A 13440-nucleotide genomic window follows, 5' to 3' on the forward strand; every position below is an offset into this window, starting at 1 on the left:
GAAACGTATTAGCACAAATACATCCCGGATATAATTATTCCTAGCAATATTATATTCAAGTTAGTATATATAGCTTATCTTAAACTCCTCTGACAATATCATATGACATTTTCCTCTCAGCAAGCTCCAAAAACCGATTCTTATTTAAGTATCTAGACCAATACCACGCTAAAAATCAGGATTACTTTTATTTATATTTCACAATCACGAGGGTTCAAATGAGCGATATTTTACGGAGAGGACGCTTATCTTCAACACCTGATGAAGATATGCTTAATTTTACATCATCAATGTCTGCTGACAAATGGATATTTGAGGCAGATATCCTTGTTGACATGGCTCACACGGTCATGTTGCATGAACAGAGAATCATCAAAGAGGACGATTGCAGCAGTATTCTGGCAGGACTGCTGAAAATCAGGGAAGAAGGCATTGAGCAGCTTGACCACAGTTATGAGGATATCCATATTTCACTGGAGTCCAGACTAATTGACATGGTAGGCGAGGATACAGGAGGAAGAATGCACTCCGGTCGCTCCCGAAATGATGAGGTTGCAACCTGTATCCGTATAAGACTCAGGGATGAACTTCTCTCCCTGATGGAGGAACTTTCAGGTCTTAGAAATATTCTTCTCCAGCGTGCATCTGAGAACACAGAAACACTCATGCCAGGATTTACTCACCTGCAGCATGCACAGCCAACAACTTTTTCACACCACCTTGTTGCACATTCAGATGCAATAGGCAGGGATATTGAGCGTGTTATCAGTGCATTCTCAAGGGTGAACAAATCCCCACTGGGATCAGCAGCTTTCGCATCGACCGGTTTTAATCTCAACCGTGACAGGACATGTTCACTTTTAGGATTTGATGCTCTTCTTGGGAACTCAATGGATGCTGTAAGCACCCGTGACTTTTTGATTGAATCTGCATCTGTGATGTCCAATATTATGGTGAACCTCAGTAAGATGGCAGAGGAAATTATTATCTGGTCAAGTTCTGAATTTTCCTTTGTTGAACTTGATGATATGTATGCATCCACATCATCAATAATGCCACAGAAGAAAAACCCCGATTCTGCTGAACTTGTCAGGGGAAAGGCAGGTACGGTAATCGGTTCACTCATGGCTCTGCTTTCTCTCTGCAAGGCACTTCCTTTAAGCTACAACCGTGACCTTCAGGAAGCAACACCTAATATGTGGCGTGCTGTTGAGACTACCAGGAGTGCTGTCCGTATCACAAAAGGTATGATAGCTACTATGAATGTGAATGCCGAAAGCATGGCTGAAAAGTCAGTTCTTGGTTTTACAACAGCAACGGAACTCGCAGACACTATGGTGAGAGCTGGCGGAATTCCATTCAGGACAGCCCACCAGATTGTTGGCGTACTGGCAAGAGGGGATGGAAACCCTACACTTGCTGATGTTGATGCAGTAGCAAAGGATGTAATTGGTGAAACTTTGAGCAGTCGAGGCCTTACTGAGGAAATGGTAAAGGAAGCCCTAGATCCTGTTCTTAACATCAACAGGCGTTCAATCACAGGTGGTCCTGCACCTTCAGAAATGGAAAAGGCAATAAAGACCCGTCTTGAAGATCTTGAAGGTACAAAGACAAGCATCTCAGAGCTGAACGCCGGTATTGAGGAATCATTGAAGGTTCTTTACGGAATTGTTGAAAAGTATACAGGACAAAAGGCTTGAGATACTTATTTACATTTAATTCCTATCATAGAGTTAGAATTAATATTCAGATTTGACTTAGACTTACAGGTAATCAAGTGATGATCATGGATTATGAAGAGGGCGACAGAGTAAAGGTCGAGAAGTCCGGCGTGGAATACGAAGGCATTGTTATGCCAAGTACAACCGGTCATATTATTGTCAAGATGGTCAGTGGATATAACGCAGGTATTGAGCCTGAGGGTGCCACTGTTACAGTAGTACAGAAAAAAACTGACATGGAAGAAGCTGCAAAAAAAGCAGTAAACGAAGTAAAACCTAAAAAGGGTCTTCCAAAGGTATCCATCCTCTCAACCGGTGGAACCATTGCCAGTAAAATAGACTACAGGACCGGTGCTGTAACATCACAATTCTCAGCAGATGATATTCTTCAGGCAATTCCTGAACTTACAGAGATCGCAAACTTCAGTGGCAAGGCAATCTACAACATCCTTTCAGAGAATATGAAGGCAGACTACTGGCAGGAGCTTGCCAGGGCTGTTGTTGAAGAGATCAAAAATGGAGCCGACGGAATTATTGTTGCCCACGGTACTGACACCATGATGTATTCAGCAGCTGCATTGTCATTTATGATAGACACTCCTGTGCCAATCGTGTTTGTAGGTTCCCAGAGAAGTGCTGACAGGCCAAGCAGTGACAATGCCATGAATGCTATATGTGCTGCAAAGGTTGCTGTAAGTGATATTGCAGAAGTGACTGTTGTTATGCACAGCGAGTCATCAGATGATAAGTGTTCAATCCACCGTGCAACTAAGGTACGCAAGATGCACACATCAAGAAGAGATGCTTTCAGGTCAATTAACTCTGAACCAATAGGATATGTCGATTATTCCACCGGGGAAATTACAACCGGTCTTTCCTATGTAAAGAGGAATGAAAGGGAACTGGCACTTATGGATTCAATCGAACCAAAATGCGCTCTTGTAAAATTCACTCCTGGTTCAAGTCCGGATATTCTCGGGTTTTTCATCGATGCAGGCTACAAAGGCATCGTTATCGAGGGAACAGGACTTGGTCATGTATCTACAGACTGGATTCCACAGATAGAGAGAGCCACCGAACAGAAGATCCCCGTAATAATCACTTCCCAGTGTCTCAACGGCAGGATATGTGACAGGGTATACGACACAGGCAGGGACATCTTAAAAGCCGGAGCAATTGAAGGCGAGGATATGCTTCCTGAGGTTGCACTTGTTAAGATGATGTGGACTCTTGGTCAGATACAGAATTATGATGATGCAGTTGATATTCTTAAACAGGATATCAGGTGCGAGATTAATGAGAGGAGCCTTGAGTAAGGCTCTATTTTGTTTTTTGAAGATAATTAATCTCTTTTATTTGATAGAATTCAGTAGTCTCTGTGTTTCGGAGTCAAGTTTATGTTTTCTAGTTTGATATCTTCAAAGACTTCATTATGCTTGTTGTAAATGACATCATAGGAGTCTTCTGATACATTTCTGATGGTAGTTGTAATCCCTTTTATTCTTTTGAAAAGATCTTGGTCAAGAGGAAAACCATCACAAATAAGGGTCGGAGTATAATATAAGGTATTTTCTATTGTTCTACGTGCGTATGGTTCTTTATTGAGACCTTTTATATTTAACAAGTAATTTAGATTGTCTATTATTAACAAAACACTGTTTCCTTTCCGTCCCAGATGGTGTACTTTTGCAAGAAGGTTATGTATCTCATTTTCTTTAAACAAGTCAATATTAATTCCTATATTGGTTGTTTCCCTTCCTTTTGGGAATGATAGTTTTTCGATATCTTCATTATGTACAGATAAATTTTTAATTCCCGGTGTGACCCTTTCCCATTCAGGGTACTTTAGTTCATTCAACATATTTTCATTTGATAGTATTAACGCAGAATTATAACTAGCATTTACAAACTTCTTAATGAAATAGGCTTTATCTTCATCGACAAATGATTCTAAATTTATTACTTGTGAAATAGAACCATCATAACAAATCTTGATTGAGTGTGTATGGTCTTTTTCTGGATAATACATAGATATATTATTTTCAACAGCCATTATAAAATTTTCTATTAAGGTTGTTAATTATTCTCCAATATACTTTAAATCGATATTTATTTTAAACCGCAGTTTATCAGTCTTTTTCATAATACCATACCATTTGAATTCCATAATTCTAGAGGTAGTTTTCACCAGTTAATTGTCTCTACATTTTTAATAGTAAAACGTTTTATGAATCATTGTTTTGGCAACCTTTATAACGAATAAATTAGGTATTAGCAATTCAGTCTATTATATAATTACATTAATCAGGTGAATATTATGACATTAGCAAATCTCAGGACACACTATGCGTCACAGATTAAACCCGAGGAACTCGGTGACCAGAAGGTTACCGTGGCAGGATGGGTTCATGAGGTCCGTGACCTTGGTGGAATTTGTTTTGTTGTGGTCAGGGACCGTACAGGCAAATCCCAGATCACACTGGTGAAAAAGAAGACAGACCCTGAACTTCTGGACAAGGCAAGAAAACTTGTAAGAGAATCCGTTGTTTCAGTAACCGGAAGTGTAAAGCCGGAAGGAAAGGCACCAAATGGTTACGAACTCATTCCGGATGAAATAACACTTCTCAACGAAGCAGACTCACCACTTCCAATGGACACAACCGGAAAGGTAGAAGCTGAACTTGACACACGTCTTGATTCAAGGTTCATTGACCTCAGACGTGAGAGAACAACAGCAATATTCAAGGTAAGGCACGAAGTCCTCAAGGCAGTCAGAGGCTACCTTACAGACAATGGTTTTATTGAGACTTCCAGTCCTAAGGTTGTAGCAACAGCAACAGAAGGTGGAACATCACTTTTCCCAATCACATACTTTGACAGGGAAGCTTTCCTGAACCAGAGTCCACAGCTCTTCAAGCAGATTCTCATGTCAGGTGGACTTGACAGGGTATTTGAAATTGGTCCTATCTTCAGGGCAGAAGAACACGACACCCGCAGACACCTTAACGAAGCAACATCCATTGATATCGAAGCAAGTTTCTGTGATCACTTCGATGTAATGGAAGTCCTTGAGGAAATGGTTGCTTACGTCTATGAGCAGGTAATTGAGAATGCATCCGATTCACTTGGAGTTCTTGATGTTGAACTTAAGGTTCCACAGGTGCCATTCAAGAGAGTAACCTATGATGAGGCAATTGAGATTGTCAACGCAAACACAGACGAGATGCTTAACTGGGGAGATGACCTTGGAACAGCTGCCGAACACGCAATCGGTGAGTACGTATTCAAGGAAACAGGGGAATCGCATTACTTTATCATTGACTGGCCAACAGAGATTAAGCCATTCTATGCGATGCCATACGAGGATAACCCGATTCTGTCAAAGGGATTCGATATGATGCACAGGACAATGGAACTTTCATCCGGTGCACAGCGTATCCACATTCCTGAACTTCTCATCGAGAGAATCGAGTCACAGGGTCTTGACCCTGAAGGATTCGAGTTCTATCTCAAGGCTTTCAGATATGGTATGCCACCACACGCTGGTTGGGGTATCGGTTGTGAAAGACTTGTTATGACCATGCTGGGTACTGAGAACATCCGTGATGTCGTACTCTTCCCAAGGGACAGGCGCAGACTTTCCCCATAATTCTTTTTAAGGTGATACTTATGAAGGAAAGGAATCCAACAGGAGAAAGTCCTGAGAAGAAAGCTGCAGGAATTGCTGCAGCAGACCTTGTGCAGGATGGCATGGTTGTCGGTCTTGGTACCGGTTCAACAACAGCCTACACAATAGCTGAACTTGGCAGGCGTGTTGACGAAGGTCTTGATATCCTTGCAGTTGTAACATCATACCAGTCAGAAATGCTTGCAATTCAGACAGGAATCACTCTTACATCACTTGCAGAACATCCAAACCTGGACATTGCCATTGACGGTGCAGACCAGATTGATAAAGGTCTGAATGTCATCAAAGGCGGCGGAGCAGCACACACACGTGAAAAGGTTGTTTCACGTTCTGCAGAGCGTTTTGTTGTAGTTGCAGATGAGTCTAAATACAGCGAGCAGCTTAATCACTATGTGCCTCTGGAAGTACTTCCATATGCAAAGGAGTATGTTTCACAGCAGGTGTGCAGGATTGGCGGAAAGCCTGAGCTTCGCCTTGCAGCAAGAAAAGACGGTCCTGTAATAACAGATAATGGTAACTTTGTAATCGATGCAAGTCTTGGAACAATTGAGAATCCTGTTGTAACAGCAGCTATTCTTTCCCAGGTTGCCGGAGTTGTGGAACACGGAATATTTACCAATGTAGACGAGGTTTACATCGGTAAGAAAGACGGTTCCGTAGAAATAATGGCCTGATCTGAAAAGATCAGGTTTTATTCAATTTATTGTTATTCTTATTTTGTTTATTCTTCGCCTTCAAAAGGACAGGCACACATTTCAAATAATGCCTCTTCTCCTGTGTGTGACCCTCTTGCAATGAGTATATCTCCGGCTTTTACAACAGTTCTCTTATTAGGTCTGTAGACCCAACGGTCATCTCTTTTTATAGCCATCACATGCACGCCGGTTTCAGTTTCCAGCTTCAACTGACCAAATGTCTTCTCGATAATTGGTGAACAGTCCTGAACTACAAGTTTAGTTATAACTTCATCTGATTCCCTGACAGCGATTGTGATGATCGGATGCAGGTCGATGTCTCTGAGAACCGTATCTGCAATTGTGTATGCTGCATCTGAAATTGCCTCTGCGGAGTTTGCAAGCTGAAGAAGTCCTCTGAGAATATTAACATCGGGCACGTGTTTTGCAGTTTCAAGTACCCAGTGCTGGAGTTCATGCTTCATGCTGTCCATTTCAGATTCAAGAGCCTTTACTTCATGGGCTATGTCTTCATTATCAAACAGAAGAGCAGAATATGCAAGTCCTACTGACAGTTCTCCCATGTTCTTCATTTCCACAATTATGTCAACGGCTCTCTCAAGGTCGATAAGGAATCTTTCATGTTCCATGGTCCTTGGTACATATTTGCGGTTTGTAACGAGCTCTATAAAAAGTGGTACACCTTCGTCATGTCCTCTGGAAAAAATAACGTCATCAGGTCTTATGCGGGTTGCATGATTTGGATCGTATATCCATTCGTCGTTGCGGCGTATGGCAATTATCCACATTCCGGCTTCGGTGTCAAGTTCAATATCTTCAAGGTTCATACCTGCGAGTTTTGAATCTTCACTAACCGTCGCTCTTGTGATGGTTTCCTCAGCTTCTCGCATTGCCAGTTTTAACTCCATTGGAATGCCTATGTCTCTGAGTACTATCTGAGCAATATCTCCTGCTGCGTTGGCAATATTTTCCGATGCACGTGCAACCTGGAGCACTCCTGACATTTCCTCTGCTTCCTCAACACGTCTTGTGCTGAGCATGGCAGCTATCTTCATATGATAGTCAAGCGTGTCCATCTTTCCTTCGAGGCGAACCACCTCTTCCGCAATATCCTCGTCATCATAGACCATGGCTGAATATGCCAGGTCTACCATGAGTTCGGATGTATCCTTCATCTCTATCAGGAGGTCCTTGAGATTACGTGGAACATATCTTATTTCCTTTGGACTCATAGATTTCTACCGTTCATTGTATTCTAAATATGTATTTACTTGTTATATATTTTGTATTTATATCAGATTATATAAGGTTCATGATGTGCATAGCCATAAAAATACCGCTGACTCCTATAAGGTCACCAAGTGTGGCGATAAGAGGAATTACTGTATCATCGGGGTCAACACCGAATCTGTGAGATGCAAATGCAATGGCTATAGTGGCTGAAAATACTGCCAGAAGTTCAAATGTACCTGCGAGGAGGCAGAGTGCCAGAAGTGTCAGGAATGAGATTCTCATGTCAAATAGCATTCCGGTTATCCAGACGGTGATACTGACAAAAACACATGCAACAAGGCCAACTATAATGGCAGCATAGACGCTGTTCCTGACAACAGGACTCCTGTGCAGGTGACTTCCAAGACCCATGTGGAAGGATGAGGAAAGTCTTGCTCCAAGCATGCTGCCGGTGTCTCCACCGATTTTGATAAGTGCCGGTATAAGCACCAGTATTATTGGCATTGATACTATCTTGTCAATTTCGATATTTAGTATCTGGCCTGAGAATATGCCTATGATGGATGTTACCAGAAGGATTGGGAATCCCCTTCCAACTATGCCTTTGACTGTATAATAGGTCATATCATAAGCACCACCTTTGCAGCCATGAAGATCATTACCATGGATACTATGTCACCGATGGTGGCAATAGCAGGCGTTACAACGTTGTCCGGATCAAATCCGAAACGAAACATACCAAGTGCCAGCAGCACTGCAACAACTGAGAGAATAAGTCCTGAAGAAACTCCTGCCAGAACTGCGATAAGCGTAAGAGTGATTGCACCTGCACTTTGCATTCCAAGTGCAATAGTTATTATATGGCCGGTAATTCCAAGGATCACCGACATGATAAAACTTAGAAGAAGGGAGCCTGATACATTATTGACTAGCTCTGGATTTCGGTCAATTTTTGTAATAAGACCCATGTGTATGGCACTTCCAAGACGGGAACCAAGGGTGCATGAGATGTTTCCACGCATACCAAGTACTGCCGGTGTTATCACAATAAGTCCTGGAATTAGTTCCAGTTCATTGCTCATTCCTGAAAGAATAAGCCCGGATATTACTCCTCCTATTGTTGCCATGAGTTCAAATGGCAACGCCTCACGCACTATGGAGCGGACACTTCCGTAATCTCCTATGTATTCCTCGACGACTTCTATTTCATATTCTTCGTCTTCATCACTTGTGTCGTAAGCCATTACAATGCCCTATTTCACTTTGTTATTATTTATACGTATCAGGCATCTATGAGCTTTTTCTCATAGTTTCTTCCTTCTATGGTTAAGCATAAAACTAATGTTCTCCTTTCCAGAAACGAGGAAATCCCATGTTAAAACATATAGTTATGTGGAAATTGAAGGAAAGTGCAGAAGGTAACAGCAAAGGTGAGAATGCAAAACTCATGAAAGAGAAACTAGAGGCTCTTAAAGCGAAGATACCTGAGATAGGTGTTATTGAAGTAGGAATTAATGCTATTCCTTCAGATGCTGCTTATGATGTTACTCTTTATTCTGAGTTCAGTGATGAGTCAGCTTTCAAAACATATCAGGTTCATCCTGAACACCTGAAAGTTGCTGAGTTCGTTGGAAAGATCAATGATAACAGGGTAGTTGTAGATTATTTTGTCTGATAACTTCACATTTTTATTATCTTTATTTTTCATTTTTCTGGTTTTTATATATTGGGGCTGAGGTATGACTATGAGAAGGCCTGAGAAACAGATTGCAGACAAGGAGACGTTAGGGACTATCCTCAATAAATCCATAGTGTGCAGGATAGGTATGTGCAGGGACAACATCCCGTATGTTGTGCCAATGAATTTTGCATACCATGGCAATGCTCTTTATCTGCACGCTGCAAAGGAAGGTAAAAAGCTTGATATGATGGCTGAAAACCCCCATGTCTGCTTTGAGATGGAATACAAGGCGGAAGTTTCTCCTGCACCGACTAGCTGTGGCTGGAGTATGAAATATTACAGCATCATAGGATGGGGAAATGCTTCCATTCTCAACGATCCTGAAGATAAAACCAAGGCTCTGAACCTTTTAATGGATAAGTATGCAGACGAAACTAATGATTCTTACCCGGACAGCGTTCTCAGCAAAACTGCCATAATTAAGGTTGAGATTACTGAACTTACGGGCAAGTTCTCAGGTTATTCCAAACCTTCCACTTGCGGCAGTGGAAATGAATGATTTTGTCCTTTTGCTTTTAAAGGATACTCAACAATCCGGGCAGATTTTTAAATTTATGCCGGATTTTTCTGTGATATACACATTTTAATCCTTTTTTCCAGCTAATCCATCAATAAAGGTTATATACAACTAGTTACATCTAGGGGTTGCTCGAGGGCGAAAGCGCCACCGAACAACTTAATCGCAAAACAATGGGCCCGTGGTCTAGCCGGTTATGACATCGCCTTTACACGGCGGGGGTCATGAGTTCGAATCTCATCGGGCCCACCAATTTCTACTACTTCTTCTGATACTGATTCTTGTAACGCTTCGAGTTGCTTCTCTAACTCTTCGACTCTTGCTTCTAACGGACTTGTGGACACGGAGTGTACACTTTCCTGATCAACAACAACTAGGAAAGCCTGCTTACCCTCATGAGATGTAGGAATAATCTGTGCATTTTTTCCAATAATGCTGCCATATTCCTTCGGTAATCTGATAGACGGATAGATTCTGGTTTTGCTAGCTTTATGGGCAGTAACTTTGCTTGTATACATAGTGTACACTATGCTTTATTGAATTAAATTTTCTCTGGTCTATTTTTAGACAGTTTTGTGCCTGTGCGGGCGCTGTTCTGCCTAGGCGCGATTTCCAATATTTATCCAGTTATTGTGTTGGATTGTCAAATTGAAGGCAATATTTAAACAGTGATTAAGGCTATGAATAAATCATTTTTTAAAAGAATCACTTTCTCATCCGCAGAGAAGTCCAGGCTAACCTCTGCTACTGTGGCTAAGGAGTCTATTCAGAACAGTAATTGAATCAGTGTTGTTTAGCATACTGCAGGACTGCAGTCTCTAATACTAAGCAGTAATGATTTAGTTTAATGCTTTGTGGCAGGCGCTGTTCTGCCTAATTATTCCTTCTTGGATACTGTAGATATAGTAAGTAAAAGTTTGTTATAATTCATTTTATTAACTTGCTAAAAACTCTTTTAACTTCATAAGCTACTATCGCTACTTTTTTCTTCTGAAATAAGTTCTACAGCTCCTAATCTTAGATAAACAAATAAAATTAATGATGCAAATACCTCATTGAATTCAATATATTTTAACAGACCATGTGCAAGACGGTTTCTTAGATTAATAGAATCCTTTTCAATAAACAATATTTTCAAAAAATCGTTAAAGTCTTCTCCAACTATATTTTGTACTTCTTCTTTCCTTAAATAGTTACCAAGGTCTCCTTCTCGTATCCCATCCATGTCTGTAATTGTAGTTGGAATACCTCCTATATACATTAAATTTCTAATGATATTTTCAAGTTTTGGAACCAAAATATGCATGCATGTGACATAATCACTTTTAAAATATGCTTCTATTCCTGTTTTGGCAGTTTCCAAATCATCTTGAACTAATAACTCGTTATTCGATAAATATCGAAAAACAACCTCTGAGCTAAACATTTCTTTTTCAGTCAGTCTTTTAAATATTATATTCAATACAACTCCTATGAACTTCATGTGATTGGAATATTGGAATCTATATTGGTGGTTTTTTATAGCTTCTGGAGAAGAACATGCTTTTACATCATTGCCGTCACATGTGGTAACTGTTGGAATTATACCAATAAGTGGATAGGTTGCTAAAATTTCTTCTGTTAATTGCATCATGTCTTTTTTCTTAGGAACAAATTCATCATATAACGCAATCTCTAACGGAATTTTATCAAATTCTAATGTTGAGAAATAAGAAATAAGTTTATTAATGTGATCCATTGGTAGTTTTACATCAACAGAATTTTTTGAGTATTCTACCTTTTGTGATTCGGCTTTTAATCTCAACTTTACTTCCTCAATTTTAGGATGATTTCCAGCTAATTCATAGTAACCCAGTGCCTCCTTTAGGAAAGCACAAACAACAGCATGCTCATCTTTTCTCAATTCTGCATCAGTTTCGTATGTAATTGCAATTTTTTCAAAAATAGCTGCCAACTCTTTTTGAGTTCCTTTTTTGTTTAGAATTTTTCTTTGTATCTCTAAATAGCTTCTTGCTAAATGCATATTTTTTGAATCATAGAAATATTGAAATCCATTTTCAGTTATTGATATTATTTTTTCATAAGTAGTCTTTTCAAGCAGATTTAAATTATTGTATAATATGTCTAATAACTCAAGGTTCCATCTTAAATCATGACGATTTTCAATAACCTTAATTGTTTCAAAGATATCTTCAACAATCTCATGGACATTATCTAAATGCCCTTTTCCCAAGCTTTTATAGATGTCACTAGATATCTGAAAATTTGCCACAGAAAATAAATACATTTTTTCATTTGCGATATTAGTTGCATTTTCATGGAATTTAGCGGCTGCTGCAACAGCTGCTTTATAGTCTTGCTCAAAGATCCATAATGAATAATTATCCAGAGGAGCAAAAAAAGGATGATTAATGGATTGAATGTATGTTCTAATTTCATTTGAATGTTGTTCATTACCTTTTGCTTTTTTTATTTCAGCAATTACAGAACCAAAGATCATGTTAATAATGTGATCATTATCGTTTTCTTCCAATTGTTCTTTAACCCAATCCAAATCAAACATATTTAACGATAAACTTGCAACAATATAATTTTATTTGCTAACGTTACTGTATTAAGTAAAATAATTCGTAAAATAGTATATATGTAATATCAAGTTTTTTACATATGTAGGAACGTAATCCTAAAAACTAGAACCTGTATTCTTAAAGAGTGGTATTTTTAGATGTTACCTATTATCCCTAAAATTCTTTGCAACTGGTATAATCTGAACACTAGTAATTAGTAAGTCATTACTGCAAGATATCATCAAACCTTTTCACAAGTTTACTATATGCCTCTTTTGCCTGCATTACTTTATTCAGATAATGAGCACTGCCCACTGTCACCGGTGCTCTGCCTTGGATGAAGTCAGCAATACTCTCAGGTATACCTTCGGATATCATAAGATTCAGGTGCCATTTGCGGATGGTCTTTGCAGTAACACGTTCATGCCTCAATTTTTTCATGTAGTGGTTGTAGGTGTAAGGTTTACCTATGCTGTTTAGTACTGGAATGAATGACGTTGGGAAGAATATCTGGAAAGTCCTTTTGGTACCTTTTGAAAAAGCAGATGTTGGATAGTGAGCAACTTCTCCATTAATGACCACGTTACGTTCGTCAAAAGTTTCAACCATAGCATGAACATGTGAAAGCCGATTACCTGAGAAAATCACCAGTTGTAAGATAGGTTTGATATCCACTGCACACGCATCTAAAGCATCTTGTATTTCATCATCTGTTACGTAGATTTCTACAACACCTGATTGTTTAATCTTGATAAAACGTCTCCACTTCTCAATAGTATAGCCAGCCACTTCATCGATATCCTCTTCTTCAAAATAGTTCATGAAGTTGCGCAGCCCACGTTCTGCTTTATCTTTTAGAAGAAGTTCTCGTAGATCCTGCGGTTTAGAGACGGTTGAGTTTTTAAAAAATCTTGTTAGTGAATTGTAGTAATCCCTCTTAGTCGATTTTGTGATGTCTCTATATTGGAGCCACTTTGTAAAAGAATCATGGTGGATGGCCCATTCTTCATTCAATGTAGCTGCATACTGTTTTTTAATCATTTTCGTTATCAGTAGGCCGTTTACACGGCGGGGGTCATGAGTTCGAATCTCATCGGGCCCACCACAATTATCTATTTCTCTTGTAGTTTGTTTTTGCAGACTTCCAATATTTTTTCTAGCATAGTAGTGCTGAGCAGAGCTTAGCAACTCTCAAGTTTACATCTTATTTTGCTTGTTCAAATTCTTAAAAGGCAGAAGTCAGGCATTTAAGCAAGGTATATTGAGTATATCTTATTC

The 13440-nt window shown here is 39.6% G+C and carries 12 protein-coding genes and 1 tRNA gene; 7 read left to right on the forward strand and 6 right to left on the reverse strand.

What is annotated here, in order from left to right; all coding sequences use genetic code 11:
* Positions 1-218: 218 nt before the first annotated feature.
* Together argH and gatD are read left to right on the forward strand one after the other, a co-directional pair.
* Positions 219-1700 carry an argininosuccinate lyase gene (gene argH, locus METTI_RS13590; protein WP_023846405.1) on the forward strand — a complete coding sequence of 494 codons (1482 nt, stop codon included), beginning with the start codon at positions 219-221 and terminating at the stop codon, positions 1698-1700.
* An 86-nt stretch (positions 1701-1786) separates the two neighbouring features.
* A complete protein-coding gene (gatD, locus tag METTI_RS13595; RefSeq protein WP_048136309.1) occupies positions 1787-3037 on the forward strand; it encodes a Glu-tRNA(Gln) amidotransferase subunit GatD in 1251 nt (416 codons plus the stop codon).
* Positions 3038-3087: 50 nt separating this feature from the next.
* Here the strand turns inward: gatD and METTI_RS13600 are convergent, their stop codons facing one another.
* Complete coding sequence (locus tag METTI_RS13600) at positions 3088-3774, reverse strand: hypothetical protein (protein ID WP_023846407.1); 687 nt, start codon at positions 3772-3774, stop codon at positions 3088-3090.
* Positions 3775-4038: 264 nt separating this feature from the next.
* Between METTI_RS13600 and aspS the strand changes: the two genes are divergently transcribed.
* On the forward strand, positions 4039-5370 hold the full coding sequence (gene aspS, locus METTI_RS13605) for an aspartate--tRNA(Asn) ligase (RefSeq protein ID WP_023846408.1): 1332 nt from the start codon (positions 4039-4041) through the stop codon (positions 5368-5370).
* 20 nt (positions 5371-5390) lie between these two features.
* Complete coding sequence (gene rpiA / locus METTI_RS13610; protein ID WP_023846409.1) at positions 5391-6083, forward strand: ribose-5-phosphate isomerase RpiA; 693 nt, start codon at positions 5391-5393, stop codon at positions 6081-6083.
* A 47-nt stretch (positions 6084-6130) separates the two neighbouring features.
* On the opposite strand, the gene METTI_RS13615 is transcribed toward rpiA, so the two are convergent.
* The 3 genes from METTI_RS13615 to METTI_RS13625 form a co-directional block, all read right to left on the reverse strand.
* Positions 6131-7336, reverse strand: a complete 1206-nt coding sequence (locus METTI_RS13615; protein ID WP_023846410.1) for a potassium channel family protein — start codon at positions 7334-7336, stop codon at positions 6131-6133.
* Between the two features lie 67 nt (positions 7337-7403).
* Positions 7404-7961 (reverse strand): magnesium transporter, encoded by a 558-nt coding sequence (locus METTI_RS13620; RefSeq protein WP_023846411.1) that lies wholly within the window; start codon positions 7959-7961, stop codon positions 7404-7406.
* Entirely contained in the window at positions 7958-8581 is a 624-nt protein-coding gene (locus METTI_RS13625; protein WP_023846412.1) for a magnesium transporter, read from the reverse strand. Before METTI_RS13625 ends, METTI_RS13620 begins: the two co-directional genes overlap by 4 nt.
* Before the next feature lie 128 nt (positions 8582-8709).
* On the opposite strand from METTI_RS13625, the gene METTI_RS13630 reads away from it, so the two are divergent.
* The 3 genes from METTI_RS13630 to METTI_RS13640 all read left to right on the forward strand — a co-directional run bounded on the left by METTI_RS13630 (position 8710) and on the right by METTI_RS13640 (position 9847).
* A complete protein-coding gene (locus METTI_RS13630; protein WP_023846413.1) occupies positions 8710-9012 on the forward strand; it encodes a Dabb family protein in 303 nt (100 codons plus the stop codon).
* Positions 9013-9076: 64 nt separating this feature from the next.
* On the forward strand, positions 9077-9577 hold the full coding sequence (locus METTI_RS13635) for a pyridoxamine 5'-phosphate oxidase family protein (protein WP_084324025.1): 501 nt from the start codon (positions 9077-9079) through the stop codon (positions 9575-9577).
* A 193-nt stretch (positions 9578-9770) separates the two neighbouring features.
* Positions 9771-9847, forward strand: a tRNA-Val gene (locus tag METTI_RS13640).
* 709 nt (positions 9848-10556) lie between these two features.
* Here the strand turns inward: METTI_RS13640 and METTI_RS13645 are convergent.
* Positions 10557-12158: a DUF4209 domain-containing protein gene (locus tag METTI_RS13645; protein WP_023846415.1), complete on the reverse strand. Its 1602-nt coding sequence runs from the start codon at positions 12156-12158 to the stop codon at positions 10557-10559.
* A gap of 229 nt (positions 12159-12387) precedes the next feature.
* Positions 12388-13350: an integrase gene (locus METTI_RS13650; protein ID WP_023846416.1), complete on the reverse strand. Its 963-nt coding sequence runs from the start codon at positions 13348-13350 to the stop codon at positions 12388-12390.
* Positions 13351-13440: the final 90 nt, after the last annotated feature.

This window comes from Methanolobus tindarius DSM 2278, from assembly GCF_000504205.1.
GTDB lineage: Archaea > Halobacteriota > Methanosarcinia > Methanosarcinales > Methanosarcinaceae > Methanolobus > Methanolobus tindarius.

Bases quoted from the DNA above. Each gene is read 5' to 3' on its own strand.
- argH (WP_023846405.1), top strand. From the start codon at position 219: ATGAGCGATATTTTACGGAGAGGACGCTTATCTTCAACACCTGATGAA.
- gatD (WP_048136309.1), top strand. From the start codon at position 1,787: ATGGATTATGAAGAGGGCGACAGAGTAAAGGTCGAGAAGTCCGGCGTG.
- METTI_RS13600 (WP_023846407.1), bottom strand. From the start codon at position 3,774: ATGGCTGTTGAAAATAATATATCTATGTATTATCCAGAAAAAGACCAT.
- aspS (WP_023846408.1), top strand. From the start codon at position 4,039: ATGACATTAGCAAATCTCAGGACACACTATGCGTCACAGATTAAACCC.
- rpiA (WP_023846409.1), top strand. From the start codon at position 5,391: ATGAAGGAAAGGAATCCAACAGGAGAAAGTCCTGAGAAGAAAGCTGCA.
- METTI_RS13615 (WP_023846410.1), bottom strand. From the start codon at position 7,336: ATGAGTCCAAAGGAAATAAGATATGTTCCACGTAATCTCAAGGACCTC.
- METTI_RS13620 (WP_023846411.1), bottom strand. From the start codon at position 7,961: ATGACCTATTATACAGTCAAAGGCATAGTTGGAAGGGGATTCCCAATC.
- METTI_RS13625 (WP_023846412.1), bottom strand. From the start codon at position 8,581: ATGGCTTACGACACAAGTGATGAAGACGAAGAATATGAAATAGAAGTC.
- METTI_RS13630 (WP_023846413.1), top strand. From the start codon at position 8,710: ATGTTAAAACATATAGTTATGTGGAAATTGAAGGAAAGTGCAGAAGGT.
- METTI_RS13635 (WP_084324025.1), top strand. From the start codon at position 9,077: ATGACTATGAGAAGGCCTGAGAAACAGATTGCAGACAAGGAGACGTTA.
- METTI_RS13645 (WP_023846415.1), bottom strand. From the start codon at position 12,158: ATGTTTGATTTGGATTGGGTTAAAGAACAATTGGAAGAAAACGATAAT.